This window comes from Nocardiopsis dassonvillei subsp. dassonvillei DSM 43111, from assembly GCF_000092985.1.
Lineage (GTDB): Bacteria > Actinomycetota > Actinomycetes > Streptosporangiales > Streptosporangiaceae > Nocardiopsis > Nocardiopsis dassonvillei.
The window spans coordinates 5,536,875-5,563,777 of the sequence record NC_014210.1; the positions used below are offsets into that span (position 1 = coordinate 5,536,875).

General features: G+C 72.3%; 28 protein-coding genes and 1 CRISPR repeat array. Of the genes, 13 read left to right on the forward strand and 15 right to left on the reverse strand.

The features are described from left to right. The first annotated feature begins 268 nt into the window (after nt 1-268). The gene (locus NDAS_RS23025; RefSeq protein WP_041552956.1) at nt 269-2,647 is read left to right on the forward strand and encodes a molybdopterin oxidoreductase family protein; all 2,379 of its coding nucleotides are present in this window, start codon (nt 269-271) and stop codon (nt 2,645-2,647) included. Continuing rightward, the gene (locus tag NDAS_RS23030) at nt 2,644-3,117 is read left to right on the forward strand and encodes a hypothetical protein (RefSeq protein WP_013155656.1); all 474 of its coding nucleotides are present in this window, start codon (nt 2,644-2,646) and stop codon (nt 3,115-3,117) included. The genes NDAS_RS23025 and NDAS_RS23030 overlap by 4 nt, the downstream gene beginning before the upstream one ends. A gap of 79 nt (nt 3,118-3,196) precedes the next feature. Here NDAS_RS23030 and NDAS_RS23035 read toward each other — a convergent pair whose 3' ends face one another. Beyond that, entirely contained in the window at nt 3,197-4,453 is a 1,257-nt protein-coding gene (locus NDAS_RS23035; protein ID WP_013155657.1) for an FAD-dependent oxidoreductase, read from the reverse strand. A gap of 356 nt (nt 4,454-4,809) precedes the next feature. Between NDAS_RS23035 and NDAS_RS23040 the strand changes: the two genes are divergently transcribed. Next, nucleotides 4,810-6,399, forward strand: a complete 1,590-nt coding sequence (locus NDAS_RS23040; RefSeq protein ID WP_013155658.1) for an FAD-binding oxidoreductase — start codon at nt 4,810-4,812, stop codon at nt 6,397-6,399. Between the two features lie 102 nt (nt 6,400-6,501). Here the strand turns inward: NDAS_RS23040 and NDAS_RS23045 are convergent, their stop codons facing one another. From NDAS_RS23045 to NDAS_RS23060, 4 genes are all read right to left on the reverse strand, one after another. Next, nucleotides 6,502-7,203 (reverse strand): chromosomal replication initiator protein DnaA, encoded by a 702-nt coding sequence (locus NDAS_RS23045; protein ID WP_013155659.1) that lies wholly within the window; start codon nt 7,201-7,203, stop codon nt 6,502-6,504. Between the two features lie 67 nt (nt 7,204-7,270). Beyond that, a complete protein-coding gene (locus tag NDAS_RS23050; RefSeq protein WP_312038745.1) occupies nt 7,271-7,783 on the reverse strand; it encodes a L,D-transpeptidase in 513 nt (170 codons plus the stop codon). 243 nt (nt 7,784-8,026) lie between these two features. Continuing rightward, nucleotides 8,027-8,419 (reverse strand): hypothetical protein, encoded by a 393-nt coding sequence (locus tag NDAS_RS23055; protein ID WP_013155661.1) that lies wholly within the window; start codon nt 8,417-8,419, stop codon nt 8,027-8,029. Between the two features lie 68 nt (nt 8,420-8,487). Beyond that, on the reverse strand, nt 8,488-9,225 hold the full coding sequence (locus tag NDAS_RS23060; RefSeq protein ID WP_041552958.1) for a L,D-transpeptidase: 738 nt from the start codon (nt 9,223-9,225) through the stop codon (nt 8,488-8,490). Nucleotides 9,226-9,459: 234 nt separating this feature from the next. Between NDAS_RS23060 and NDAS_RS23065 the strand changes: the two genes are divergently transcribed. From NDAS_RS23065 to NDAS_RS29385, 4 genes are all read left to right on the forward strand, one after another. Then, the gene (locus NDAS_RS23065; RefSeq protein WP_013155663.1) at nt 9,460-10,164 is read left to right on the forward strand and encodes a response regulator transcription factor; all 705 of its coding nucleotides are present in this window, start codon (nt 9,460-9,462) and stop codon (nt 10,162-10,164) included. Then, nucleotides 10,148-12,319: an ATP-binding protein gene (locus tag NDAS_RS23070; protein WP_013155664.1), complete on the forward strand. Its 2,172-nt coding sequence runs from the start codon at nt 10,148-10,150 to the stop codon at nt 12,317-12,319. Before NDAS_RS23065 ends, NDAS_RS23070 begins: the two co-directional genes overlap by 17 nt. 150 nt (nt 12,320-12,469) lie before the next feature. Continuing rightward, the gene (locus NDAS_RS23075) at nt 12,470-13,144 is read left to right on the forward strand and encodes a hypothetical protein (protein WP_013155665.1); all 675 of its coding nucleotides are present in this window, start codon (nt 12,470-12,472) and stop codon (nt 13,142-13,144) included. A 275-nt stretch (nt 13,145-13,419) separates the two neighbouring features. Continuing rightward, the gene (locus tag NDAS_RS29385) at nt 13,420-13,749 is read left to right on the forward strand and encodes a sensor domain-containing protein (RefSeq protein WP_232051605.1); all 330 of its coding nucleotides are present in this window, start codon (nt 13,420-13,422) and stop codon (nt 13,747-13,749) included. 4 nt (nt 13,750-13,753) lie between these two features. On the opposite strand, the gene NDAS_RS23085 is transcribed toward NDAS_RS29385, so the two are convergent. From NDAS_RS23085 to NDAS_RS23110, 7 genes are all read right to left on the reverse strand, one after another. Then, nucleotides 13,754-14,584, reverse strand: coding sequence for an ABC transporter permease (locus tag NDAS_RS23085; RefSeq protein WP_013155667.1), 831 nt, complete (start codon nt 14,582-14,584; stop codon nt 13,754-13,756). After that, a complete protein-coding gene (locus NDAS_RS23090; RefSeq protein WP_013155668.1) occupies nt 14,581-15,780 on the reverse strand; it encodes a daunorubicin resistance protein DrrA family ABC transporter ATP-binding protein in 1,200 nt (399 codons plus the stop codon). Before NDAS_RS23090 ends, NDAS_RS23085 begins: the two co-directional genes overlap by 4 nt. A gap of 147 nt (nt 15,781-15,927) precedes the next feature. Beyond that, the gene (locus NDAS_RS23095) at nt 15,928-16,170 is read right to left on the reverse strand and encodes a BldC family transcriptional regulator (RefSeq protein WP_013155669.1); all 243 of its coding nucleotides are present in this window, start codon (nt 16,168-16,170) and stop codon (nt 15,928-15,930) included. A 120-nt stretch (nt 16,171-16,290) separates the two neighbouring features. Next, the gene (locus NDAS_RS23100; protein ID WP_013155670.1) at nt 16,291-16,566 is read right to left on the reverse strand and encodes a hypothetical protein; all 276 of its coding nucleotides are present in this window, start codon (nt 16,564-16,566) and stop codon (nt 16,291-16,293) included. Then, the gene (locus NDAS_RS23105) at nt 16,563-16,814 is read right to left on the reverse strand and encodes a hypothetical protein (protein WP_013155671.1); all 252 of its coding nucleotides are present in this window, start codon (nt 16,812-16,814) and stop codon (nt 16,563-16,565) included. The genes NDAS_RS23100 and NDAS_RS23105 overlap by 4 nt, the downstream gene beginning before the upstream one ends. Then, complete coding sequence (locus NDAS_RS29005; RefSeq protein WP_013155672.1) at nt 16,811-16,966, reverse strand: hypothetical protein; 156 nt, start codon at nt 16,964-16,966, stop codon at nt 16,811-16,813. Before NDAS_RS29005 ends, NDAS_RS23105 begins: the two co-directional genes overlap by 4 nt. Beyond that, nucleotides 16,963-17,214, reverse strand: coding sequence for a hypothetical protein (locus NDAS_RS23110; protein WP_013155673.1), 252 nt, complete (start codon nt 17,212-17,214; stop codon nt 16,963-16,965). Before NDAS_RS23110 ends, NDAS_RS29005 begins: the two co-directional genes overlap by 4 nt. 326 nt (nt 17,215-17,540) lie before the next feature. On the opposite strand from NDAS_RS23110, the gene NDAS_RS23115 reads away from it, so the two are divergent. The 3 genes from NDAS_RS23115 (at nt 17,541) to NDAS_RS23125 (ending at nt 19,899) form a co-directional block, all read left to right on the forward strand. Beyond that, nucleotides 17,541-18,419 (forward strand): helix-turn-helix domain-containing protein, encoded by an 879-nt coding sequence (locus NDAS_RS23115; protein ID WP_049800330.1) that lies wholly within the window; start codon nt 17,541-17,543, stop codon nt 18,417-18,419. Between the two features lie 6 nt (nt 18,420-18,425). After that, entirely contained in the window at nt 18,426-18,617 is a 192-nt protein-coding gene (locus tag NDAS_RS23120; protein WP_013155675.1) for a DUF397 domain-containing protein, read from the forward strand. A 68-nt stretch (nt 18,618-18,685) separates the two neighbouring features. Continuing rightward, nucleotides 18,686-19,080: a CRISPR direct-repeat array (repeat unit 29 nt; unit sequence GGGACCATCCCCGCGTGCGCGGGGAGCAC). Nucleotides 19,081-19,335: 255 nt separating this feature from the next. Then, nucleotides 19,336-19,899: a DNA-3-methyladenine glycosylase I gene (locus NDAS_RS23125; protein ID WP_013155676.1), complete on the forward strand. Its 564-nt coding sequence runs from the start codon at nt 19,336-19,338 to the stop codon at nt 19,897-19,899. 103 nt (nt 19,900-20,002) lie between these two features. Here NDAS_RS23125 and NDAS_RS23130 read toward each other — a convergent pair whose 3' ends face one another. After that, the gene (locus tag NDAS_RS23130; RefSeq protein WP_013155677.1) at nt 20,003-21,613 is read right to left on the reverse strand and encodes an ABC-F family ATP-binding cassette domain-containing protein; all 1,611 of its coding nucleotides are present in this window, start codon (nt 21,611-21,613) and stop codon (nt 20,003-20,005) included. 154 nt (nt 21,614-21,767) lie between these two features. On the opposite strand from NDAS_RS23130, the gene NDAS_RS23135 reads away from it, so the two are divergent. From NDAS_RS23135 to NDAS_RS23145, 3 genes are all read left to right on the forward strand, one after another. Beyond that, entirely contained in the window at nt 21,768-22,385 is a 618-nt protein-coding gene (locus tag NDAS_RS23135) for a TetR/AcrR family transcriptional regulator (protein ID WP_013155678.1), read from the forward strand. A gap of 260 nt (nt 22,386-22,645) precedes the next feature. Beyond that, nucleotides 22,646-23,470 (forward strand): NAD(P)H-binding protein, encoded by an 825-nt coding sequence (locus tag NDAS_RS23140; protein WP_013155679.1) that lies wholly within the window; start codon nt 22,646-22,648, stop codon nt 23,468-23,470. Between the two features lie 280 nt (nt 23,471-23,750). Next, nucleotides 23,751-24,530, forward strand: coding sequence for a TetR/AcrR family transcriptional regulator (locus NDAS_RS23145; RefSeq protein WP_013155680.1), 780 nt, complete (start codon nt 23,751-23,753; stop codon nt 24,528-24,530). Between the two features lie 97 nt (nt 24,531-24,627). On the opposite strand, the gene NDAS_RS23150 is transcribed toward NDAS_RS23145, so the two are convergent. Beyond that, entirely contained in the window at nt 24,628-25,320 is a 693-nt protein-coding gene (locus NDAS_RS23150; protein WP_210745652.1) for a LuxR C-terminal-related transcriptional regulator, read from the reverse strand. A gap of 371 nt (nt 25,321-25,691) precedes the next feature. After that, a complete protein-coding gene (locus tag NDAS_RS23155; RefSeq protein WP_013155682.1) occupies nt 25,692-26,900 on the reverse strand; it encodes a cytochrome P450 in 1,209 nt (402 codons plus the stop codon). Between the last annotated feature and the right edge of the window lie 3 nt (nt 26,901-26,903).

Consider the following 26,903-nt stretch of genomic DNA (forward strand, 5'->3'; position numbering starts at 1 on the left):
CCCGACACCGGGTCTGGCTCACTGGGTTGCTCGTTACCGCTTCAGTGATCCACCTGATGAGCAACCCGGTGAGCCACCGTCTGCCCCTCCGGCCACGGCCGGGGCGGGGCCGGATCCCGCGCCGTTTACGCGTTTGCGCCCCGGGTAGCGGCGTTCACGCGTTTCGGCCGCACGGGAAGGGGTGGTGTCGGTGCCGTCCAGGGACAGGATCGCCGAACCATGGGGGTCGCGCACCCCGTACGGGCCCGGCCAGGAATGGCCGACCAGAGTGGACAGCCACCTGGCCGAGGGGGTGGACCCCGGCCAGGTGGACCGCTGGGTGCGGTCCGCGTCGATCCTGCACTCCAACGGCGACGCGCTCGACATCGCGGTCAAGGACGACCGGATCGTGGGGGTGCGGGGCCGCGAGGGCGACCGGGTCAACCACGGGCGCCTGGGCCCCAAGGACCTCTACGGGTGGCAGGCCAACCACTCACCCGACCGGCTCACCCGGCCCCTGGTGCGCCGGGACGGCGAGCTGGTCGAGACCGACTGGGACACCGCGATGGACCTGGTCGTGCGGCGCAGCGGGGAGCTGCTCGACGAGCAGGGCCCGAGCGCGATCGGCTTCTACACCAGCGGACAGCTCTTCCTGGAGGAGTACTACACGCTCGCCGCCATCGGGCACGGCGCCATCGGCACCAACCACATGGACGGCAACACCCGGCTGTGCACGGCCACCGCCGCCGCCGCGCTCAAGGAGTCGTTCGGCTGCGACGGACAGCCCGGCTCCTACACCGACATCGACCACGCCGACGTCATCGCCCTCTACGGCCACAACATGGCCGAGACCCAGACGGTGCTGTGGACGCGCGTGCTCGACCGGTTGGCCGGGCCCAACCCGCCCCGGATCCTGTGCGTCGACCCCCGCCCGACCCCGGTGGCGCGCGAGGCGACGCTGCACCTGGCCCCGCTGCCGGGGACCAACGTCGCGCTGATGAACGGCATCCTGCACGAGATCATCCGGCGGGACATGGTCGACCACGACTACGTCGAGGCCCACACGGTCGGCTACGACTCCCTGGTCGCGGAGGTGGAGGGGTACCCGCCCGAGCGCGCGGCCGGGATCTGCGGGGTCCCGGCGGAGCGGATCCGCGAGGCCGCCGCGCTCCTGGGCGACGCCGAGCGGCTGTTGTCGACCGTGCTCCAGGGCTTCTACCAGTCGCACCAGGCGACCGCCGCGTCCGTGCAGGTCAACAACATCCACCTGGTCTGCGGCATGCTCGGCAGGCCGGGCGCGGGCGTCCTCCAGATGAACGGGCAGCCCACGGCGGAGAACACGCGCGAGTGCGGCGCCGACGGCGACCTCACGGGCTTTCGCAACTGGAGCAACGACGAGCACATCAGCGACCTCGCCGCGGTGTGGAACCTCGACCCGATGCGGATCCCGCACTACGCGCCGCCCACGCACGCGATGCAGATCATGCGGTACGCCGAGAAGGGGTCGATCCGGTTCCTGTGGGTCAGCGCCACCAACCCGGCGGTGTCGCTGCCCGAGCTGGCGCGGATCCGCTCGGTGCTCGCCCGGGAGGGGCTGTTCCTGGTGGTGCAGGACATCTTCCTGACCGAGACGGCCGAACTCGCCGACGTGGTGCTGCCCGCCGCGACCTGGGGCGAGAAGACGGGCACGTTCACCAACACCGACCGCACCGTCCACCTGTCCGACAAGGCCGTCGAGCCGCCCGGCGAGGCACGGTCGGACCTGGACATCTTCCTGGACTACGCCCGGCGGATGGACTTCCGCGACAACGACGGTGCGCCGTTCCCCCAGTGGCACGACCCCGAGTCGGCCTTCGAGGCGTGGAAGGAGGCCACCGCCGGACGGCCGTGCGACTACACCGGCCTCACCTACGGCAGGCTGCGCGGCGGCAGCGGCGTGCAGTGGCCCTGCAACGACCAGAACCCGGACGGCACCGAGCGCCTGTACGCCGACGGCCGGTTCTGGGCTGCGCCCGACCAGTGCGAGAGCTACGGCCGCGACCTGGTCACCGGGGCGCCGCTGGAGCCGACCGAGTACAAGGCGATGAACCCCGAGGGCCGGGCGATCATCAAGGCCGCCGAGTACCTGCCGCCGCACGAGGAGCCGAGCGGGGAGTACCCCTTCGCGCTCATCACCGGCCGCACGCTCTACCACTTCCACACGCGCACCAAGACCGGGCGCTCACCCCAGTTGCAACGGGCGGCCCCCGAGGTCTGGGTGGAGGTCTCCCCCTCCGACGCCCGGGAGGCCGGGATCTGCGAGGGCGATCCCGTCGAGGTGGCCTCGCCGCGCGGGGTGGTCCGGGCGCGGGCGCGGATCAGCGGCATCCGCCCCGGGGTGCTGTTCGTCCCGTTCCACTACGGCTACTGGGACAGGCACGCCGACGGCGGCTCCCCCGACCGGGACCGGGCGGCCAACGAGACGACCGTCACCGACTGGGACCCGGTGTCCAAACAGCCCCTGTTCAAGACCGCGGCGGCCCGGCTGCGTCCCCTCGGCCGCGGGGACGGCGCACCGGCGCCCGCGCCGACGACGACCGCGTCCCGGCCGGTCGGCGACGGGGTGCCCGAGACCGTGGGCGGCCCCGACGCCGCCTCCGGGGAACACGTCACCGGAGGTGCGCGATGAGGATCACCGTGGCCCTGCGCGAACTGCACGACGCCGAGAGCGCCCTGGCCGGGGAACTGCTCAGGATCGCCGAGCGGCACGAGGAGGAGCAGGAGATCCACCACGTGGCCCGGGACCTGGTCCGCTGGTCGCGCGAGCACGTGCGGGAGATCTCCGAGGCCGGTGCCCGCTACGGCCTGGACCTCGGGGAGCCGGAACCGGAGAACCCGGACCCGCCCACCGAGGAGGCGGGCGAGCTGCCGGGGGACGGCTCCGACCCCGACCTGCTGCTCCTGGCGGACCTGCGTCGGCTGTACCGCATGGCGGCGGGTGTGTCCCTGGACTGGGACCTGCTCGGGCAGGGCGCGCAGGTGACCGCGGACGCCGAGCTGCTGGCGCTCACCAAGCGGTGCCACCCGCAGTCGCTGCGGCAGATGAGCTGGGCCGACGCGATGCTCAAGACGGTCTCGCCGCAGATCCTGGCCACCTGAAGGGCGTGCGGGTCCGTTCCGCGTGCCCGTCACGGCCGGGGCGTTCCTCAGCGTCCCGTGCGCCGCTCCGCCGCCGGGCTCACCGCCCGGCGAGGTCGGCCAGGACCGCGGCGGCGGCCCGCCCCCCGCTGACCAGGGCGCCCTGGAGCGAGGGCGTGTCGCGGTGGTCGCCCGCGACGTAGAGGCCCTCCTCCAGGCGGACCGGACGGCGCAGGTCGCCCAGGGGCGGCGGCGCCGCGGGCAGGGCGTCGGGCACGTGCACCGTCTCCAGGTGTTCCCAGTCCCCGTCTCGCGTGCCCAGGATCCCGGCGGCCTCCGCCCGCACCTCGGCCTCCGGGGGCTGGTGGGGTCCCACCGTGGAGGAGGCGATCAGCGCCCGGCCGGGCGGGGCGTAGGACGGGGCGGTGGCCGTCAGCACCATGACGCTGCTCAGCCTGGTCCCGCTGCGCCGGGAGCGCCCGTCCACGTGCAGGAGCGGGTCGTCGTCGGGTCCGGCGGGACGGGAGTGGTAGTAGGTGGTGGCGGGGTTGAGCACCGGCGCGGGCAGCGAGGGCAGGAGCTTGGACACCGCTCCCGGACCGACCGCGACCACGACGGCGCGGGCGTGGACGGTGCCCGCCTCGGTGCGCACCAGCCCCGGCGCCACCTCGTGCGCGGGCGTCCCCAGAAGGAACCGCGCGCTTCCGGCGCGCGCCGCGAGCTGGTCGGAGACGGCCTGGATCCCCGCCTCCGGAACGGCCAGCCGCCCCCGCGCGAAGCTGCGCCAGACCAGGTCGTTGACCCTGCTGGACGTGCCCAGGGACTCGTCCAGGAAGACGCCGGTCAGGAAGGGGCGCACCAGGGTGTTCACGGCCCGTTTGCCCAGGCCGAGGCGGCGCAGCGCGGTGAGGGTGTCGGTCTCGGGCCGGGCCTTGATCCGGTCGGCCGGTTCGAGGGCGTCCGCGGCCACGGCGCGCAGCAGGCGGAAGAGGTCGGAGGGGCGGACGAGCGATCCGGACAGCAGGGACAGCGACGACAACGCCCCGGAGGGCGACGGGTGCAGCCGCAGCAGCCCCCGGTCGGTGCGCACGGCCATCCCCTTGGGGAAGGACCGCAGTCGCAGGGCGTCCAGGTCCAGGCGGCGGCGCACGGCCGGGTAGGCGGTGTTGAGGATCTGGAAGCCGCGGTCGAGCACATAGCCGTCCCGCACGTCGCTGCGGACGCGTCCCCCCACGGACTCCCCGGCCTCCACGACGGTCACGTCGAGCCCGGCGGCGGCCAGGTCGGCGGCGGCGGCCAGTCCGGCCATGCCCGCCCCCACGACCACGGCGTCGCAGCGCTGCGGCAGATCAGTCATGGCGCCAGAGTAGGCCAGCCGCCCGCGCCCGGCCCGGACGCGAACCGGCGAGCCGCGCGGGGCCCCGCCGGTCGCCCGTGGGGCTCCAGGGGGACTGGAACGGTGACAGGAGGCCGGAGGGGTTCCAGGAGGGCTCAAGGGTTCCGGGAACTCGGATGCCGCAGAGGGGATTCCTCCGGCTCCGCCCCTGGTCAGGGGCGCGTATGCACGAAAAGCCTTTTCGGCGACCGGCCCTCACCCCTTACGGGCCGCCATCACCGTCCGTAACCACGCAGGGCGCATCGGTCGCTTTTCGCATCCGATCACGCCGGGTAACCCCAAGGCGTCTCGTTGTCCTCGCAGCTCAGGCGGCTCACATGTCCCACAGCCACGGCATTCCTCCCCTGACCACCGTCAAGCCCTCCGACAAGCGCTACCCAGCCCTCGACCGGGGGTTCAACCAGCGTTGGATCGCCCGTCCCGACTACGTGCGGTTGGTGGCCACACCCGAGGGCGCCGCCCGCGCCCTGTCCGAGGCGGTCAACCGGACGACCGCGGACCTGGACCGCACACGGATCACCGTGCGCTCGGGCGGCCACTGCTACGAGGACTTCGTCTGCGGCGACGACGTCCGCGTGATCCTGGACGTCAGCCCCATGTGCGGGATCGGCTACGACCCCGGACTGGAGGCGTACTGCGTGGAGGCGGGCGCCACCAACTGGCACGCCTACAGCCACCTGTATCCGCTCAGCGGGAAGGCCCTGCCGGGCGGGTCCTGCTACTCGGTCGGCATGGGCGGGCACATCACCGGGGGCGGCTACGGTCTGCTCTCCCGCCAGTACGGGCTCACCGTGGACTACCTGTACGCGGTGGAGGTGGCGGTGGTGCGCCCCGACCGCTCGGTCGAACTCGTCCTGGCCACCCGGGACGACCCCGACCCCGACCGCCGGGAGCTGCTGTGGGCGCACACCGGGGGCGGCGGCGGGAACTTCGGGATCGTCACCCGGTTCTGGTTCCGCGACCTGCCCGAACCCCCGTCGAACGTGCTGCTCAGCGGCCTCTCGTGGAAGTGGTCGGACTTCACCAAGGACGACTTCGCCGCCCTGGTCACGGCGTACGGCGAGTACTTCCGCGACCACCAGGACCCGGACGAGGCGTCCGGCAGGCTCTTCGCGCTGCTCAAGCTCAACCACGTCAGCAACGGGGAGATCGGCCTCGTCGCCCAGGTCGACGCCGACGACCCCGAGGGCGGGCGGGCCATGGAGGAGTTCCTGGACGCCGTCGACGGCCGGATCGCACCGAAGTCCGGGCAGATGACGACCCCCATGGGGGAACACCCCGCGGTCCAGGGCATGCAGACCCCCCGGAGGCTGCCCTGGCTGACGGCCACCCAGGTACTCAACGGCTCCGGCGAGAACCAGTGCGGCAAGTACAAGTCGGCCTACCTGCGCAAACCCTTCAGCCCGGCGCAGATCGAGGCCATGTGGGCCTATCTGGGCAAGGAGCACTACACCGACTACGTCAACAAGGAGGCCCTGATCCAGGTCGACTCCTACGGCGGGGCCGTCAACCAGCCGCCGGCGGACACCGCCGTGCCCCAGCGCGACTCCGTGCTCAAGGTGCAGTACCAGGTCTACTGGAAGCGCACCGAGCCGGAGTCAGCCGTGGCCGGGCACCTGGCGTGGATCCGCGACGTCTACCGCAAGACGTTCGCGTCCACCGGCGGGGTCCCCGTGATCGGAGACGCCACCGACGGGTGCTACGTCAACTACCCGGACGTCGACCTGAGCGACCCGGCCTGGAACACCTCGAAGGACCGCTGGTCGAAGCTCTACTACAAGGACTCCTACCCCCGGCTCCAGCGGGTGAAGGAGCGGTGGGACCCGCTCAACGTGTTCCGGCACCGGCAGTCGGTCGAACTCCCCGCGTCGGCGGGCGATGCCGGTCAGGGCTCCGGATCCTCCTGAGCCGGGGCGCACGGAGAGGGCCCGCCGCGTGTGCGGCGGGCCCCGCCCCCGCGGTGTCACCCCGTGCTCGCCACGGGGTGACACCGGTCGTGGATCAGCCGGTCAGCCGATGTAGGTCGGGTACGCGGGCTCCTCCTCCGGCCGAACCGGGTCGGAGGTCGCGGTGGGGTAGTCGGGGGTCGCGGTGGGGTCCACCGGGCACTCGGCCGAGTCGGGAATCGCAGTGGGGTAGTCGGAGGTAGAGGTGGGGTACTCGGGGTTCTCGGTGGGGTAGCCGGGGTCCTCAGAGGGGTACTCGGGAACCTCGATCGGGTAACCGGGGTCCTCGGTCGGGTAGCCGGGGTCCTCAGAGGGGTACTCGGGAACCTCGATCGGGTAACCGGGGTCCTCGGTCGGGTAGCCGGGGTCCTCAGAGGGGTACTCGGGAACCTCGATCGGGTAACCGGGGTCCTCGGTCGGGTAGCCGGGGTCCTCAGAGGGGTACTCGGGAACCTCGATCGGGTAACCGGGGTCCTCGGTCGGGTACTCGGGGACCTCGGTCGGATAGTCGGGGACCTCGGTCGGGTACTCGGGGACCTCGGTCGGATAGTCGGGGACCTCGGTCGGGTACTCGGGAATCGCGGTGGGGTCCACCGGGCACTCAGCCGAGTCGGGAATCGCAGTGGGGTACTCGGACTCGGGAACCGCGGTGGGGTAGTCGGGGGTCGCGGTGGGGTAGACCGCGTCGTCGGCCCAGGCGGGGGATCCGCCGAACAGGGCGGCGGCCGCGAAACCAGCGACGATCAGGTGGTGCTTCAGACGCATGGCAGTCCTCGTGTGTGGTCCGTGTGCGCGGGATACCGTCCCGCGCGGCGATCCGGAGACGGTCGGCTCAGCCGGAGATCTCGACCGGGGTGCCGATCGGCGGGTTCTCGGCCATCCAGGTGATGTCCTCGTTGGAGACCGGACACGCCCGTGGCTGACCTGGCGGCCCAGGGCGTCCTCGTCGTTGGTGCCGCTGGCCGGGCCTGCCCGCGAACGTCTCCAACGTCTCGGAGAACCCGCTCAGGCCGAAGGCGTAGACCCCGTAGGGTCCCTCCGGATCCGGTGGCTGGAGCAGCTCGGGAAAATAGTAATGGCCCTCGGGGGTGGGGGTTTCGCCCTCTCCCGCGCCGTTCACTCCGGTACGCACCTCCTCGCCCCCGTCGAAGACGGTGAACGCGAAGTCGCCGGTGTCGACCTCCATGCGGTACTCCGTGGTGACCAGCGACACCTCGTCGCGCTCGACCAGGAACGCGCGTTCCACCCCGAAGTCGTTCGGACTCGCGAGGGTGTGCAACATCTCCCCGCCGCCGGGCTCGGCGTGGATGTCGATCCCGTCGCCGACGACCGTCGCGTTCTCCACGCCCTCGACGCCGTTACCGGCGGCGTCGACGGGCGCCTCCTCCGACTCCGGTTCGTCGGCCGGGTGAAGCCCCTGAGGGGACGACCGGCGACCGGCGACCGGCGACCGGGCACGCAACCCGTGCACGCGCAGGAGGCACAGGGCCGGGGCACGCGAAGGGGCCCGCCGCGTGCGCGACGGGCCCCGCCCCCGCGGTGTCACCCCGTGCGCGCCACGGGGTGACACCGGTCGTGGATCAGCTGGTCAGCCGGTGTAGTTGGGGTCCGCGGGCATGGGGACGGGGGCCGCGGCCTCCTCGATCTCCCGCTCGCGGTCCCGCTGCTCCTGCTCGGCCGCCTCGTCCTCCTCGGCCGGGGCGGGCTCCTCAGCGGGCGGCGTGGACTCCTCCCCCGGCTGGGCCGGGTCATCGCACGGCTCGACCCCCGCGCCGGACTCCCCGCCCGGTGCACCCTCACCGGGCGCCCACGCACCGGACTCCTCGGCGGGCGGCGCGGGCTCCGAGGAGGGGTCCACCACGCACTCGGCCGGAGCCGGGGCCGCGGAGGGGGCGATCGCGTCGTCGGCCCAGGCGGGGGATCCGCCGAACAGGGCGGCGGCCGCGAAACCGGCGACGATCAGGTAGTTCTTCAGACGCATGTCGGTCCTCGTGTGTGGGTTCGTGTGCGCGGGATACCGTCCCGCGCGGCGGTCCGGAGCCGGTCGCCTCAGCCGGAGATCTCGACCGGGGTGCCGATCGGCAGGTTCTCGGCCATCCAGGTGATGTCCTCGTTGGAGACCCGGACGCACCCGTGGCTGATCTCGCGTCCCAGGGCGTCCTCGTCGTTGGTGCCGTGCACGGCGAGCTGGCCGGGCCCGCCGGCGAACGTCTCCAACGTCTCGGAGAACCCGCTCAGGCCGAAGGCGTAGACCCCGTAGGGCCCCTCCGGGTCCGGTGGCTGGAGCAGCTCGGTGAAGTAGTAGCGGCCCTCGGGGGTGGGGGTCTCGCCCTCCCCCGTGCCGATCACTCCGGTGCGCACCTCCTCGTCCCCGTCGAAGACGGTGAACGCGAAGTCGCCGGTGTCGACCTCCACGCGGTACTCCGTTGAGGTCAACCACACCTCGTCGCTCCTCACCCAGCCCGTGCTGCCGTTCGGTCGGACCGGCAGCAGGACCTGGAGCCACTCGCCCTCGTTGCGCTCGACGAGGAAAGCGCGCTCCACCCCGAAGTCGTTCGGACTCGCGAGGGTGTGCAGCACCTCCTCGCCGCCGGGCTCGGCGTGGACGTCGATCCCGTCGCCGACGACCGTCGCGATCTCCACGCCCTCGACGCCGTTGCCCGCGGCGTCGACGGGCTCTTCCTCCGACGCCGGTTCGTCGGCCGTGGCGGACGAGCAGGCCGTGAGCGCTACCAGGGCAGCGGCGGCCGCGAGGGACGTCAGAGCCCGGGTGGGGCTTACGGGCATCGTTGGGCGCATGGGATTTCCGTCCGGCTTCGTTCGGGGAGGCGTCCGGCGTGCTCGCGCTCCGGACGACAACGAACACTGGCCGACGAATGTGAAGAACCCGTGTGCCCGTCGTGTGGGACCTGTGTGGTGACCTGCGGGGGCTCCACCGGCCCGCTCCGGCGCCCTCGCGCGCACGCGTACGATCGAGCCGCACCGAGGCCCGACCGGGCCGGAAGCCGATCGGAGGTCACCGTGTGCGCGCATGTGCTGGTCGCCGAGGACGACGTCAACCAGGCCGACCTGATCCGGCGCTACCTGGAGCACGAGGGGCACTTCGTCCGCGTCGTGCACGACGGGCGCGCGGCGGTCGCGGCGCACCACCGGGACCGCCCCGACCTGGTCGTCCTCGACGTGATGATGCCGGTCATGAGCGGACTCGACGCGTGCCGGGCCCTGCGGGCGGAGTCCGACGTGGCGGTGCTGATGCTCACCGCCCGCTCCACCGAGGAGGACCTGCTCACCGGGCTCGACCTGGGCGCGGACGACTACGTCACCAAGCCCTACAGTCCGCGTGAGCTGATGGCGCGGGTGCGCACGCTGCTGCGCCGCTCGCGCAGGGATCCCGACGACGCGGACCGGGTGCTGCGCGCGGGTCCGGTCGCGGTGGACCCGTCGCGCCACGCGGTGCGGGTGGACGGGGTCCCGGTCACGTGCACGCCAGCCGAGTTCCAACTGCTCGCCGCGCTCGCCGCCCAGCCGGGCCGGGTCCTGACGCGCGCCCAGCTGTTGGAGCACATCCACGGCATGAGCCGGTTCATCACCGAGCGCACCATCGACGTACACGTGAAGAACCTGCGCCGGAAGCTGGAGCCGGACCCGCGCAGGCCGGTGCGGCTGGTCACCGTGTACGGCGTGGGCTACAAGCTCGTCGGGAAGACCGATGACCGGTCGGCGTAGGGGCGCGCTGCGGCACAGCCTGCTGGCGCGCCTGCTGGCGAGCTCGGTCCTGGTGGCGGTCTGCTCGATCTTCGCGACGGCGTGGCTGGCGGTGCAGAGGACGTCGGAGTCGCTCACCGTGCAGCAGGGGGAGACCCTGGCCGTGGACACCCGCATCCACGACACGCTCGTCGCCTACGCCGCCGCCCACCCCGGGTGGGACGGCGTGGGCGAGACGGTGGGGCGCCTGTCCGAGGAGACGGGGCGGCGGATCGTCCTGACCACCGAGAACCGCGGACTGGTCGCGGACTCGGCCCAGGAGGCCCGGCCGCTTCCGCCGCGGACGACCTCGGTGGTCGATCCGCTGGCGGTGGACGTCACCCTCGCCTCCGACGTCACCGGGCGCATCGACCCCCGCGCGGTGGGGCCGTTCGCGCTGCCGGATACGGAGCGGATCCGGCTGGCCGAGATCGCGGAGAACACCGCCGACTGCCTGCGCGACCTGTACGGGTTCACGGTGGAGGTGGAGGCCGGGCCGAGCGGACGCCCCGCCGTCACCGTGGCCCAGGCGAACCGGTACGCGTGGCTGGACTGCGGGCTGGAGAGGCTGGAGGAGCCGACCGACGGCGAGCGGGAGGCGCTGGAGGAGCTGAACGGCCTGGTCAGGACCTGCCTGGGCGTGGAGGCTCCCGAGGACGCGGAGGCGGAGTACCGGATGGACGGGGCCCTCGGGGTTCCCGTGGCGCTGCCCTACGGTGCGCCCGAGGATCCCACGGGGTTCGCGACGGACTCCGGGGGCTTCGCGGACGAGGCCCGCGCCCCGCGCGATCCCTCGGCGCCCGGGGAGGAGGCGGTCGCTCCCGGGGAGGTGCCGGACGACCCCGGCGGCGAGGAACCCGTGCCCGTGGAACCGTCCGAGGAGGTCCGGGACCCGGCCGGGGGCTCGGGCGAGCCTCCCGTTCAGGACGGACCGGCGCCGGTGGAGCAGTCGCCGTGGTCCCCGGAACCCGCGGAGGACCAGCCCCCGGGAACGGTTTCCGAGGAGACGGGCGGCTGGGGGTCCGGGGCGCCTCCCGAGCCGCCGCGCTTCGACGCGCGCACCTCCGCGTGCCTGGACTCCGCCCGGCGCGAGCAGCTGGACCCCTACGTGGCCCCGGCGGCGCTGCTGTTCACCGACGACCCCGAGGCGGAGGCGTCGGGCGTCGTGCCGCTGACCGGCGAGGGCCTGGTTCGGGTGTTCGGCGTGGTGCTGCTGGTACTGGTGCTGACGGTGGTGGTGAGCGTGGCGGTGTCCACGCGGCTCGTCCGCCCGGTGCGCGCGCTCACCGACGCGGTGCGGCGGATGCGGGAGGGGCGGGGGGACTCGCGGGTGGAGGTGCGCGACTCCGGTGAGCTGGGCCAGCTGGCGGACGCGTTCAACGAGATGGCTGAGCACCTGGAGCGGTTGGAGAAGCAGCGCCGGGCGATGGTCAGCGACGTCTCGCACGAACTGCGGACGCCGCTGAGCAACCTGCGCGGCTGGCTGGAGGCGGCCCAGGACGGGGTAGCCGACCTGGACCGGGAGCGGATGGGGATGCTGGTCGGCGAGACGCTGCTGCTCCAGGACATCGTCGACGACCTCCAGGACCTGGCGCTGGCGGACGCGGGCAAGCTGCGGCTGTCCCCGGAGCCGGTGGACGCCGGGGCGCTCGTGGAGCAGGTGGTGGACAGCCAGCGGCTGAGGGCCGCCGGGGCCGGGTTGCGGCTGGTGGCGGAGGCCGGGGACGTGGTGGTGGTCGCCGACCGGACCCGGCTGGTGCAGGTGGTCGGGAACCTGCTGGGGAACGCGCTGCGGCACACCCCGGCGCCCGGAACGGTGACCGTGCGGGCGCGCCGCTCGGGCGGGGAGGCGGTCGTCGAGGTGGCCGACACCGGTGTGGGCATCCCGGCGGAGGACCTGCCGCACGTGTTCGACCGGTTCTGGCGGGCGGACAAGTCGCGCAACCGGCGTACGGGAGGGAGCGGGCTGGGGCTGGCCATCGTGCGCAACCTGGTGGAGCTGCACGGAGGGTCGGTGGCGGTGGAGAGCGTCGTCGGTGAGGGGACGACGTTCACGGTGCGGCTGCCGTTGGAGGGACCGCGAGGGGTGGAGGAACCGGAGTGGCCGGAGGGGTCGGAGTGGCTGTCGGAGGACTGAGTGGCGTGGAGGGCTGGGGGGTTGACGGGTCCGCGGTCGCGGCCGGAGACGGCCACGCCGCGCCCGAAATGCCCTGTCTCATCTAGGATGCAGGCAGGCGCGACACCGGCCCGACCGCGCTTCCCCCTACCCCGGGCCCGCGGAGGACGCGTGCACCAGCCCCCGAACGTCCGTGTCCCGAGCTATACGGACCTGTACGGCCCGGGGTTCGGCGTGATGGTGGTCTGCTGGATCACGTCCTTCCTGCTCCTCGTCATCCTTGCGGTGGTGAAGGGCCTCCATGTCGTCATGAGGGATCTCGTCTGGTTCGGCGTGGACCCCGCCTGGGCGGACGCGGCCGCGACCTTCTCCGACACTCTCGGAACCGCCTTGTTGGTCCCTCTTCCCCTGCTCAACGTCCTCGCTCTGTTTCTCACCGCCTCCTTGGACGCGGTGCACCCGAAGAACCTGCCTCCATGGACAACGCGCGAACAACTGCGTGAGGCGCGGGTCCTGTCGAACAACGCCGTCATGGGCGGTGACCCCTGGACGAACTTCCTCGCGCGTGTCCACGCCGGAGTGCACCTCAGGTCCTTCGGTTGGGTGTTGCCCCGTTGGGGGCTGGTCAGCTATCTCGTCCTGAACGGGCTGATGACCGGCAACGGTGTGTTCCTGCTCGTTCTAGGGTTCCGGCACGAGGACCCCGCCCTCATAGCGATAGGTCTGAACAACATTTCGCTCTTCGCCGGGTTCGCCGTCTTCGCTCTGGCTCTCAGGGCTCGGCGCCAGCACATGCGCGCCTTCTGCGACCTCTACGACGCGGCCCAGAGACGGACGGTCCGATGAACCAGCAGCGTCCTCCCCTGTTCCTCCGTATCCGTGCCTACGCCCACCGGGACCCGCGCGGTTACGCGATCCGTGCTGGCCTCGTCGGCGGCCTCTTCTTCGGTGCTGTCACGGGGCTCTTCTGGGCCCTCTTCCTCCGGTCCGTCGGGGACAGCGCCGTGTGGGCCCTTCCGTTCGGGGCGGTTTCGGGAGCCTTCTTCGGCGTTTTCATAACCGTGGTCATCGTCAGATCGCTTCCTTCGACCCCTCTGCCTCCGGGCACCGACCGGGCGGGGATGCGCGAGGCCGCGCGACTGGTCCGCGGCGGAGTCCCCGGCACCGATCCCCTGGTCAACCAGATCGCCCGACACCAGGCCGAGGCGGTTCTGCGACAGCAGTACTGGCCGAAGACCATGTCCGCCGTCTTCGGTATGGGTCTGGCGACGAACCTGTGGGCGGTGACAGACAGCACCACAGGCCTCGGCTTCTGGGGCAGCATCGTGGGCCTCGTGGTGTTCCCGCTCATGCTGTTCGTGGCGATGCCGCTCACCGCGCGCAACCGCAGACGGGCCCGGGCCTTCCTCACCGCGTTGGAGGAGGGCCCGGGCCCGCGCCCGGACGCCTGAGCCCTCAGCGGCCGAGCGCCCGGAACCGCCGTACGCACAGCGGGAAGAAGACCGCTGTGAGCACCAGCGGCCAGACCACGGCCATGAGCACCGCGTTCTGCGCGATCCAGCTCTCCCCGCCCCACCCCGGGTTGCCGAACAGCTCCCGGGTGGCGGCGACCGTGGACGACAGCGGGTTCCAGTCCGCGACCGCGCCCAGCCACACCGGCATGGACGCCGTCGCCACGAAGGCGTTGGACAGGAAGCCCAGCGGGAACTCCAGCATGTGCACGGCCGTGACGGCGCCCTCGCCCCGCACGGCCAGGCCCACGTAGACGCCGACCCACACCAGCGAGAAGCGCAGCAGCAGGAGCAGCCCGATCCCGGCGGCGGCCTCACCGGTGCCGCCGTTCCACTGCCACCCCACCAGTAGACCGCACAGGACCAGCAGGACCAGGGTGATCGCCGACCGGAGCATGTCCGCCGCGCACCGGCCCACCACGACGGCCGAGGGCGCCATGGGCATGGAGCGGAACCGGTCGGTGACCCCGCGCGCGGCGTCCTGGGACACGGCGGTGACCGTCTCGCCCACCCCGAAGACCATCGCCATGGCGAACATGCCGGGCATCAGGAACTCCCGGTAGTCCCCGCCGCCGGGCACGGTCATCGCCCCGCCGAACAGGAACCCGAACATCAGCACCATGACCACGGGGAACAGCAGTCCCGCGACGAGCTGACCGGGCTGGCGCAGCCAGTGCACGACGTCGCGCCGGGCGATGGTCCACCCGTCCGCCAGCGCCCAGCGCAGCCGGTCGGCGGGCGCGGACACCGCGCCCTGGATGACGGTGTCGTTCATCGACTCTCCCCCACTCGGTCGTCGCTGTCCTCGTGCTCTCCGCGCTCGCCGTGGTCCCCGCGGTCACCGCGGTCACCGCGTTCCCCGCGAACGTCGTGACCGTCACCGCCACCGGCGTCGCGATCACCTCCGTCACTGACGTCACGGCCGCCACCGCCGTCATCGCCGTTACCGGCTTCACCGGCTTCACCGACGCCCTCACGGCCACGGCGGTCCCCGTGGCCGTCGCGGTCGCCGCGGTCGCCTCGGTCCTCATGACCGCCGGTCAGGTGCAGGAACACCTCGTCCAGGGTCGGGCGGCGCAGCGCGACGTCCTCCACCTCGATCTCCTCCTCCTCCAGCGCCCTCACCACCTCGGTGAGGGCCGCGACCCGGTTCCGAACACCGACGCCGATCCGACGCGCGTCGGCCTCGACCTCGGGCCGTTCTCCGGTCACCCGGCCGATGAGGGCGGCGGCCCGGTCCAGCGCGGCGGCCTCGTGGAGCACCACGTCGAGCCGGTCGCCGCCCAGGCGGGACTTGAGTTCCTCCGGTGTGCCCTCGGCGACGACGCGGCCGGAGTCGACCACCGAGATCCGGTCCGCCAGTTGGTCGGCCTCCTCCAGGTACTGGGTGGTGAGCAGCACCGTGGTGTCGCCCGCCACCAGGGCGCGGACGGCGTTCCACACCTCGTTGCGGCCCCGGGGGTCGAGTCCGACGGTGGGCTCGTCCAGGAACAGCACGGGCGGGGACAGGATCATGCTGGCGGCCAGGTCCAGGCGGCGGCGCATGCCGCCGGAGTAGGCGCTGACCGGCTTGCGTCCGGTGTCGGCCAGGCGGAAGCGTTCCAGCAGCTCGTCGGCCCGCGCGGCGGCGCGCCGGGCGCCCAGGTGGTAGAGGCGGCCGAACATCTCCAGGTTCTGCCGTCCGCTGAGCACCTCGTCCACGGCGGCGTTCTGGCCCACCAGTCCGATACTCCGGCGGACCGCGTCCCCCTGGGAGGCCACGTCGTATCCGGCGACGCGCGCGGTGCCCTCGTCCGCGCGCAGCAGCGTGGCCAGGACGCGTACGGCGGTGGTCTTGCCCGCGCCGTTGGGGCCGAGCAGCCCGCACACGCTGCCCGCGGGCACGTCCAGGTCGAACCCGCGCAGCGCCCAGCTCCTCCCGTAGCGCTTGCCCAGACCGCGCGCGGTGATCGCGCCTCCGGTCGTGTTCACAGCGTTCCCCTCTCCACGCTTGTCGTACGCCGTACAGTACGACCTACGATCCAGGGAACACAAGGGGATCGGAGATAATTCCGTACGGCGTACAGAATCTTTTTCCCGGGCCGGACACGCGGTGTCGGCTCCGCCGTGTGCGCGGGTTCAGGTGGTGGGCGGCTGGTCGATCCAGAGCAGTCGGCGGACCTCGGCCGGGTCGAAGCGGAGGTGGCCGCCGGGGGTGCGCACCACGGGGATGCGCCCCTGTGCGACCCACCGGTTCACGGTCCTGGGGTTGACCCTGAACATGTCGCCCACCTCGGCCACGGTGAGCAGGTAAACGGGCAGGTCGGCATGGGATGCGTGGGGCTTGCGGGGTGCGTGGGGTGTGTGGGGTGTGTTGGGCACGGTTGTCCTTCGTCGGGGGTGGAGGCGGGGCGAGAAGCAGGAGGTGACAGGAGGTGACAGGAGGTGAAGGGTGGAGGGCCGCGCGCCGGGGGGCTCGGGGCCGCCCGGCGCGCGACCGGTTCAGGGAGTGCGCTGCCGGGGGATGACCGGTGGCTTCTCCAGCGGTGACCTCCACACGACCGGGTGGAGGCGGTGGTGCTCCCAGGGGGTGCGGCACACGCGGACCTGTGTGCCCTGCTGGGCTCCGTAGACCTCCTCGTGCTGCCAGGTCGAGCCCAGGTAGCGGACCCTTACCCCGTGGGCGCGCGCCCAGGCGTGCAGGGCCTCCCTGCTCTCGACCTCGCGCACCTCGAACACGGTCCTCGGTTCGCGGCGCGGCTCGGGTACGGCGGTCATGGCTCACGTCCCGGCCGTTGACCGGACTCGCTCAACTCGCGGGCGGCCTGCTGAGCCAGGCGGGCGAGCTTCTCCAGGGCGGCGACCCGCGCGGCGCGGCCGTGCGCGCTCCAGCCCGGGGAGAGGTCGACGTGGCAGGCGGCCACGGCCAGGGAGGCGAGGGAGCCGGACCCGTTGGCCTCGCGGCACAGGCGGACGTCGTCGCACGTCAGGTCCGTGACGGTGACGGCGGTGGTCGCGGACATCATCGCTTCGCCTCCCGGAGCACCTGGTGTGCGGCGGTGAGCACGATCGGAAAAGCACCCGTGGCGACGCTGACCCATGCCGTGGGCAGGACGGTGAGGAAGGGGCGGACGCGGTTGCTGCGGCTGCGGCGCGACCGGAAGGCGAGGGAGTTCACGCCCGCACCCCCTCGAAGGTTCGGGCGGCCTGGATGGCTTGGGTTGTCTGGGCGGTCTGGGCGGTGTGCCACTGGCGGACCACGGCGGCGAGGTCGGTGAGGTCGTCGGACGGACGCGGGCGTGGGAGCGGCACGGCTGGGGCGATGACGTGCAGGAGGTCGCCGCCGAGGTGGTCGGGGGCGGGTCGCTTGTCTGCTCGTTTCTGCTCCCATGCCCGGTAGTAGGGCGGGATGAGGTCGCGCTCCACCGGGGGTTCGACGGGCTCCGGAGGAGGGGGCGTCGGGTCCTGCCACTCCTAGCGGCAGCGCACGGGCGTGCGGCGGCGCGGGGCTTGGATTCGAGCGGGAGGCGGCGCGGACCGCGTGTGGCGGCCCTGGGCGGGCGGGGCTACCGCCCGCCACAGCATCACGAAGAACTGGATCAGGTATCGCACGAGGCGACTCCTCTCGGTTGCCGGGTGGGAAGCCCGGCAAGGGTTGAGTAACCTCATGATGCAACTAGGATTCCAAGTTTTCAAGGATGGGATTCCTAGTTGTGCACTTACGCCCGATATCCAGTTACAGGATTCCTAAAATGTCCCTCTCTGACCGACGACGATCTACGATCAGGGGCATCATAGCCACCAGGTACTCGCCAACCATCAGACGACGTCGCCTGTCCGCTGATCTGCGACGCATCCGCCAAGCCGCGCGCATGACCAGTGAGGAAGTCGCGAAGGCCGCCGAGCTGTCCAAGTCGACGTACTCCAACATCGAGTCCGGCCTCAAGCAGCGCCCGAAGCTCCCGGAAATCCGCGCCATCCTGAACGCCTGCGGGCTGTCACCCGGCCGCGAGTACGAGGAGATCCTCGACCTGTGCCGCCAGTCCCTCGAACGCGGCTGGTGGAACCGGTACCGAGACGTCCTGGCCGCGAGATACGTGGGCTTCGAGACCGAGGCCAACGCGATCTCCACGTGGGAACCTGTGGTCCTGCCCGGCCTGCTCCAGGTGCCGGGATACATGGAGGTCATCGCCCAGGCCGCGCTGTTGCGGCCGGAGGACATCCACCGCATCGTTGACGTGCGGATGACCCGACAGCGCATCCTGGACGACGAGGACGCACCAGAACTGTGGGCCATCTTTGACGAGACCGCGCTTCTGAGGCTGGAGCAGCACCCGATGGTGCGTCAGGAGCAGGTCCGGCACCTGCTGGACATGGCCGAGCGCCCGAATCTGACCCTCCAGATGACACGCGCGTCCCAGCTCAACGCGGGAAGCGGAGGTCCCTTCGTCATCTTGGAGTTCCCCGAATCGGTCGACCCCACGGTGGTCTATTTGGAAACGAACACCGATGGAATCTACTTGGAGGAGCCCGACGAGGTCGCCCGCTACAGAAACCTGATGAACCACCTACGCCTGGCCGCTCTCCGTCCCGGCGAGACGATCGACCACCTTCGACAGATGATCGAGTAGAAGACCATGACCTCAGTTCCCACCCTGTTGAACTTCCGTAAGTCGAGCTACAGCCAGCCCAGCGGCGGCAACTGCGTCGAGGTCGCGGACACCGGCACCGGTGCCGCCGTCCGTGACACGCAGAACCGTCACCTCGGTCACCTGGAGGCGCCCTCAGCCGAGTGGGCAGCGTTCCTCACCAGCGTTCGTTCCCGGTAACACGCGTAAAGGGGCCGCCAGCGTTCTCCGCTGGCGGCCCCTTCTCAGTTCCTGCAAAACCTGCTCACTGGACCATCCCCGCGTGCGCGGGGAGCACTCCTTGTCCTCTACCTGGATGCGCCCAGCGCTGGGACCATCCCCGCGTGCGCGGGGAGCACGCCGTCACCAGGTTGCCCACGGTCGCGCCGAGGGGACCATCCCCGCGTGCGCGGGGAGCACCAGCTGGCCGCCCTCCAGGCGCAGACGCAGGCGGGACCATCCCCGCGTGCGCGGGGAGCACCTGCCCACCCAGCTCACCGCGCCGGACGCGGAGGGACCATCCCCGCGTGCGCGGGGAGAACCAGCGCGCCAAGCTCATCAGTAACCCGTCGGCGGGACCATCCCCGCGTGCGCGGGGAGAACAGCAACGGCTCACTCTCAGCGGACAAGTCATCGGGACCATCCCCGCGTGCGCGGGGAGAACAGTCACTGACCTGGGAAATTACCAGCGACAAGCAGCCGAATTTCCAACTTCCCGAGAAACAGGCATTTCACCCACAGAGCCAAGTCCGAACCATCCCATGGTTTCACACACAGGACCGGCGCACTCGCCCTACTGATCAGGACCGCGACCAGCGAGACACCTGCGCAACGCACCCCGACCGGAGGTCGCGTCCGGACTGTCTCCGACCTGCGGCACCATGGAGGCGACCACCGCCGCCGGCCCCGAGGAGCTGCCATGTCCGACCAGCGCTGTGCCTGGGCACGGGGGTCCTCCGAGCTGATGGTGGCCTACCACGACCACGAGTGGGGCAGGCCCTCCCGCGACGACGCGCACCTGTTCGAGATGCTCGTCCTGGAGGGCGCGCAGGCCGGGCTGTCCTGGTCCACCGTGCTCAACAAGCGGGAGAACTACCGGCGGGCCCTGGAGGGCTTCGACCGGGAGCGGATCGCGGAGTACGGCCAGGAGGACACCGACCGGCTCCTCCAGGACACCGGGATCATCCGCAACCGGCTCAAGGTGGCCTCGCTCCCCCGCAACGCCCGGGCCTTCGGGGACGTGCGCGAGGAGTACGGCACCTTCGCGGCCTACCTGTGGGGCTGGGTGGACGGAACGCCCGTGGTCAACCGCTTCACCGAACCCTCCGAGGTCCCGGTGAGCACCCCGCTGTCGGACCGGGTCAGCAGGGACCTGAAGAAGCGCGGCTTCACCTTCGTGGGCACCACCATCGTCTACTCCTACCTCCAGGCCGTGGGCGTGGTCGACGACCACCTGGTCGCCTGCCCGGCCAAGCCCGCCTGACCGCCGCCGCCGACCGCGGCCCGACCATGGCCCGGCCGCGGCTCGGCGTCGGCTCGGTGACGAGGCAGCGGCGGGGCGTCGACTCCCCGCCGCCGTCCCCCCGTCAGTCGGCCCCGGACACCTCCACCGGGGCGTGCCCGCGCTCGGTCCGCCACCAGCGGCCCACTCCGACCTCGCGCAGGAACGCGTGGTCGTGGCTGGCCACCAGCAGGGCGCCCCGGTAGTCCGCGAGGGCCTCGGCCAGCTGCCGCTGGCTGTCCAGGTCGAGGCTGTTGGTGGGCTCGTCCAGCACCAGCAGCCGGGGAGGCTCGTCCGCCAGCAGCAGCCGGGCCAGCGCCACCCGGAACCGCTCGCCGCCGGAGAGGTCGCCCGCCCTCTGCTCCACCCGGTCCCCGCGGATGAGGAAGCGGGCCAGACCGGCCCGCACCCGGTGCGGCGTGGCGGAGGGCGCCGCCGCGCGCACGTTGTCGAGCACGCTCAGGCCGTCGTCCAGCACGTCCAGCCGCTGCGGCAGGTAGCCGATCCGGTCGGCGGCGTGCACCACCTCGGCCTGCGGGTGGCGCCCCCGGCCGACCACGGCCCGCAGCAGGGTGGTCTTGCCGGACCCGTTGGGCCCGACCAGCGCCACCCGTTCGGGCCCGCGCAGGTACAGCCGCCCGCCGACCGGAGTGCCCAGCTCCAGGACGCCGTGTCCGGCCGGGACCCCGGTGCCGGGCAGGGCGACGCGGATGGCGTCGTCGTCGCGGACGGCGTCCTCCGCCCGGCCCAGCTCCTCCCTGGCCCCGACCAGCTTGGCCTCCTGCATGACGCGGTGCTTGCCCGCCGCCACCTGGGCGTCGCGCTTGCGCTGCTTCATGACCACGCGGGGCTCGCGCTTGGTGTCGTACATCTTCTTGCCGTAACGCACCCGCCTGGCCAGCTTGACCTGGGCGTCGGCGAGCTGGCGCTTCTCGCGGCGCACGTCGGCCTCGGCCACGCGCACCATGCGCCGGGCCGCCTCCTGCTCGGCGGCGAGCTGCTCGGTGTAGGCGGAGTAGTTGCCGCCCCACACGCGCATCCTCCCTTCCCGGAGTTCGGCGATCTGGTCGACGCGTTCCAGGAGTTCGCGGTCGTGGCTGACCACGACGAGCACCCCCTGCCAGGACGCGACCGCGTCGTGGAGCCGCTCCCGGGCGCGGCGGTCCAGGTTGTTGGTGGGCTCGTCCAGCAGGGTGACGGCGGGGCGGCGCAGCGCCAGCCCCGCGAGCGCGACCAGCACGGCCTCCCCTCCGGAGAGGGTGCCGACGGGGCGGTCCAGCGGGGCGTCCCCCGTCAGGGCGACGCCGAACCGTTCGAGCTGGGCCAGGACGCGTTCCTCCACGTCCCAGTCCTCGCCGACGGCGGCGAAGTTCGCCTCGGTGGCCTCGCCCGCCTCGATGGCGTGCAGCGCGGTGCGGGCCCGGTCGACGCCCAGCAGTTCGGCGACGGTGCGGCCGGTGTCCAGGGTCAGTCCCTGGTCCAGGTAGCCGACGTCGCCGTCCACGGCCACCGTGCCCGACGCCGGGGTCAGCCGCCCCGCGACGAGGCGGAGCAGGGTGGACTTGCCGCTGCCGTTGCGGCCGACCAGCCCGGTCCGCCCGGTGCCGAAGGCGGCGTCCAGACCGGTCAGGACGGGCGTGCCGTCGGGCCAGGCGAAGGACAGACCCGTGCAGACGACGGAGAAGGCGGAAGACATGCGGACCTCTCGATGGTGGTGGAGAACTGCCGGGGACCCTGGGTGCGGCGGAAGCGGCCCATCGTGATCTCCTCCTTCGAGAGGGCTTGATGCGACTGTTGTCGCGATAAGGAGCATGGCACACGAAGACAGCAAATGCAACTAGAGTTGCGTTATGACCTCTGACACGGGAACCCCGGGCGCCGCCAGACCCGGCGGCCGCACCGCGCGCAACACCGCCGCCGTACTCCAGGCCACCCTCGACGAGCTGGGCGAACACGGCTACGCAGGACTCACCGCCGAACGCGTCGCCACCCGCTCCGGCGTGCACAAGGCCACCGTCTACCGCCGCTGGGGAGGAGTGGACGGACTCCTGTCCGCGGCGCTGGAGTGGTCCACCAACCGCGACTGGGCACCCGAGCGCACCGGCTCCCTGCGCACCGACCTGCGGGCCCTCAACGCGACCGTGCTGCACGGCTTCACCGAGGCCCCCGAGGGCGCGATGTCCGCGGCCTCCATCGCGGCCGCCTTCGCCTCCCCGCGCGTGGCCGGGGCACTGCGCGTGTTCATGGCCGACCGCCACGCGCGCGCCGCCGTCCTGGTGACCGAGGCCGTCGCCCGGGGCGAGGCCCCCGAGGGCACCGACGCCGAGGAGGTGGTGCGCTCGGCGATCGCACCGGTCTACTACCGCCTCTTCGTCAGCCGCGAACCCGTCACGTCCGCCGACCTGGACCTGGCCGCCCTGGTCACCGCCGAGGCCGCCGCCCGGGGCGCCTTCGTCCGCAGGTCCTGAACCCGGCGCCGCCCCAGCGCCCCGGACCGAACGCGGGAGAGCCCGCCGCCCGGGGCGCCTTCCGCATGCCCTGAACCCGGCCCGGACGCGGAATCGCCGAGGCGGGCCCGGTGTCCGGCCCAGGCGGGTAGGAAAGCACGGCACCGCCCGCGGACCCCCTGCTCCCCCGGGCACCGCGCCTCCTCTTGCACACCGTTCCCGTACACCGTACTGTACGGCTTACGGAAAACCTGGATCCCCCACTGCACGGATGGAGAGCCATGACCTTCCTCGTCGCCGGAGCCACCGGCAACGTCGGCCGCCACGTCGTCGGGCAGCTGCTCGGCGCCGGACACCCCGTACGCGCGCTGACCCGCTCCCCCGGAAGGGCCCGCCTGCCCGAGGGCGCGCAGGTCGTCGGCGGCGACCTCACCGACCCGGACGGCCTCGCCCCGCACCTCGAAGGGGTCACGGGGCTGCACCTGATCACCTTCGGCGGGGACGACTACAGCCCCCTCACCTCGGCGCCGCGCCTGGTCGAACTCGCCGAGAAGGCGGGCGTGCGCAGGGTGTCGGTGCTGTGCGACTTCTACCCGGGACCTGTGGAGGAGGCCCTGGCCGCGAGCGGCCTGGCCTGGACCCTGCTCCAGCCGGTCGAGTTCATGGCCAACACCCTGGAATGGGCCGGCTCCGTGCGCGCGGAGGGCGTGGTCCGCGAGGCGCGCACCGCGCCCAGCGCCCTGGTCCACGAGGCCGACATCGCCTCCGTCGCGGTCACCGCCCTCACCGGGGACGGTCACGGCGGCCGCGCCTACCCCCTCACCGGCCCCGAGGCGCTGACCCCGGCGGAGCGGGTGGCCGTGCTCTCGCGCGGGATCGGCCGCGAGGTCGGACTGGTCCGCCTCACCCTGGAGGAGGAGGCCGAGCGGCTGCGCGCCCTGGGCCACGACGAGGAGTACGTGGCCTTCGGCCTCCAGCTGGCCACCGACCCGCCCGAGGTCGGCACCAGGGTCCAGGACACCGTCGAGCGGGTCACGGGCAGGCCCGCGCGCACCTTCGCCGAGTGGGTCGGGGAGAACGCGGACGCCTTCCGCCCGCGGTCCTGACCGCGGGACGACGGTCTCGGTGACATTCCCAGCGGGCACCTTCCGCCCACGGGCTTGACCGGGCGGGGCCCTTGACGGGTCCGGCAGCTCGGGCGGACGCCTTTCGCCCGCGGGACCGACCCGCGGACCGCCGCGTCCGGCCGGGCCCCCGGCCGGACGCGGTCCGGCCCTCCCGAACCTCCCGACGCCCCTGCCTCCCCCGCGACGCCGCGCAGCGGGGCGTGCGCCCGTGGAACACGCCCTAGACTGGCCGGACACCGGACCGAGAGCAGGACGGCCGATGCCCACGCAGTACACCAAGAGCGGCGACCCCGCGCGCAGTCTCGCCCTGCTGTGGCGGACCCAGGAGCCCGTCAGCCGCCGCAACAAACCGGACCTGAGCGTGGACCGGATCGTTGCCGTGGCCTCGGAGATGGCCGACAACGAAGGTCTCGCCGCGCTGTCCATGCGCAAGGTCGCCGAACGCCTGGGCGTGGGGACCATGTCCCTGTACACCTACGTCCCCGGCAAGGGCGAGCTGGTCGACCTCATGCTCGACGCCGCCTACGCCGACATGTACGCGGACGGCGAGCGCCCCGAGCACTGGCGCGAACGGCTGAGCGCGGTCGCGTACGCGAACTGGCGGCTGCTCCTGCGCCACCCCTGGATGCTCCAGACCCCGCGGGGCCGCCTCCTGGGCCCCCACCTCATCGCCAAGTACGAGTACGAGCTGTCCGCCGTGGACGGCCTGGGACTGTCCGACGTCGAGATGGACTCCACGGTCAGCCTGGTCAACAGCTACGCGGAGGGCGCCGCCAGCCAGGCCGCGGCGGTCAGCGAGACCGAACGGGCCACGGGGATGACGGACGGCCAGTGGTGGAGCACCCACGGCCCGCTGCTCGCGGCGTTCACACGGGACAGCGACTACCCGCTCGCCTCACGGGTGGGCAGCACGGTGGGCAGGGAGCACAGGACGGTCTACTCGTCCGACCACGAGTTCGCGTTCGGCCTCGAACGCGTCCTGGACGGCGTCCGGGTCCTGGTGGAGTCGCGCTCCGCCCGGGGCGCCGAGGGGTCCTGAGGACCGGAGCACCCGGGGTCAGGGGGTCGCGCGGCGGCCCTCCGCCGGCACCGCGCGTCTGGACTGCCGTTCCGCCCGCCTCCGGCGGCGGGCGCCGTTAGAGCACCGCGTCCCTGCCACGGACCGGGACGAGCCCGCTCCGGAAGGCCCAGACCACCAGCTGGACGCGGTTGCGCAGCCCCCGCTTGGCGAGGACGCTGGACACGTGTGACTTGATGGTCGTCTCGGAGAGGCCGAGGACCCCGGCGATCTCCGCGTTGCTGGCGCCGGTGGCGACCAGCGCGACCACGTCCTTCTCGCGGTCGGTGAACTGCTCCTTCCAGCACGAGTCCGGGTCGTCCGCCCCGACGCACACCGCCGCCTCGTAGCGGACGAACTCCTCCACGACCGTGCCGACCACGGCCGGGTCGAGCACGGTGTGCCCCTCCCGGAGCGAGCGCACGGCGTCGGTGATGACGGACATGTCGCTTCCGGTGAGGATGTAGCCGCAGGCGCCGGCCCGCAGGCAGCTGACGAGGTTGTCCCTGTCGCTGGGCACCGCCAGGGCGAGGACGCGAACGCGGGGGTCGTCCAGCTCCGAGAGCTCGCGGACCACCTCGTTCCCCCTCTCCCCCAGCGCCGCCATGTCGACGACGGCCACGTCGGGACGGAGCTGCCGCGCCCTGGCCACCGCCACTCGCAGGTCGCCGGTCGTTCCGACCACCTTGATGTCTTGTGTCGCTTCGAAGGCCGTACACAGTCCCAGCCTCACTACGTCCTGGTCACCGATAATCAGTACGCGGGTAATCAGTGGACCTGTCCCCTTTTCGTGCGAAACCTCCGGGGTGTGGGGGCGGGGGAACCCGGGGTTGTCCATTGGAAAGAAGCCAGCCGTTCTTAAATCCCCGATCCCCTACGGACAAACCCTTCGCCCGTGGCCGCATGTGGCCATCGGAGAATAAAACCGAAAAAACGGTCACGGCCCGTGTCCGCCGATCACCGAGGTCCGAGCATTGCGCCGGGATCCTCATTTCCCCGTTCTGCGGACAAACGCGTCCAAGCAGGCCCCGCCGTGCCCGACGGCTTCAACCCGTAACCATTTCCTTTTCCATAGGAGATCGCCGTGGGTATCGGACGGGGAATTCCCCTCTTTTTGGAATCCCGTCCCTGAAGGCCGGCTCCTCACTCGCCCCAGGCGACCGGAAGGGAGTGCACCCCGTAGACCGCGGAGCTGTCGCGCATACGAACGCTGTTCGGCGGGACGGCCAGGCGCAGGTCCGGTATCCGCCGGAACAGCGTGCCGTACCCCAGCCGCAGTTCCGTCCGGGCCAGCTGGTGGCCCAGGCAGTGGTGGGCGCCCAGGCCGAAGGCCAGGTGCATGGGGCGCTCCCGCCCCGGGTCGAGCACGTCGGGGCCGGGAAAGGCCCGCGGGTCGCGGTTGGCGGCGGCCAGGGAGACCACGACCGCCTCCCCCGCCCGGACGCGCTCCCCGCGCACCTCCAGGTCCTCGCGGGCCACCCGCATCGCCCCGAACTGCATGATCGTCAGATAGCGCAGCAGCTCGTCCACCAGCCGCGTCATCGGCTTCGGGTCGGTAGCGGTGAGCGCCCCGCGCCACGGTCCGGGATGGGTGAGCAGGGCGAACGCGCCCAGGGCGAGCATGCTCGCCGTCGTCTCGTGCCCGGCGACCAGCAGCAGGAAGGCCATCGCCGCGACCTCCTCGTCCGTCAGGTCCGGGGCGTCCAGCAACCCGCTGAGCAGGTCCTCCCCCGGTTCGCGGCGCTTGCGGCGCACCAGGTCGGCCAGGAAGGCGTTGAGGTCGGCGAGCGCCGCCGAGACCCGTTCCCGGGGCTGTCCCACGTCGAAGGCGACCGCCGTGTCGCGCTGGAACCGCTCGCGCTCCCCGTAGGGCACACCGAGCAGCTCGCAGATGACCAGCGACGGCACGGGCAGGGCGTAGTCGGTCACCAGGTCGGCGGGCGCGCCCGCCGAGAGCATGCGCTCCACGTGCTCCTCGGCGATCTCCCCGATGCGCGACTCCAGCAGGAGCATCCGCCGCCGGGTGAACTGCCCGGCCAGGCGCCTGCGGTAGCGGGTGTGCTCGGGCGCGTCCATCCGCACGAAGAAGCCGGGCGCCGCGGGAGGCGCCGGGGCCTGCCCCGGCGGCGGGACGCGGATGTCCTGCCGCGCGCTGAAGCGCTGGTCCACCAGGACGTCGCAGGCCAACTCGTAGTCGGTCACGAGCCACCCCCGCGTCCCGTCGGGCAGGGCCAGCCGGGTGATCGGCGACCTCTCACGCAGTTCGGCGAAGCGGGGCGGCGGGTCCAGGGCGTGCTCGCGTGCGGTGGGCAGGCTCACGGGGCACGCCGACGGTGTCGGGGCGTCGGCCATGGA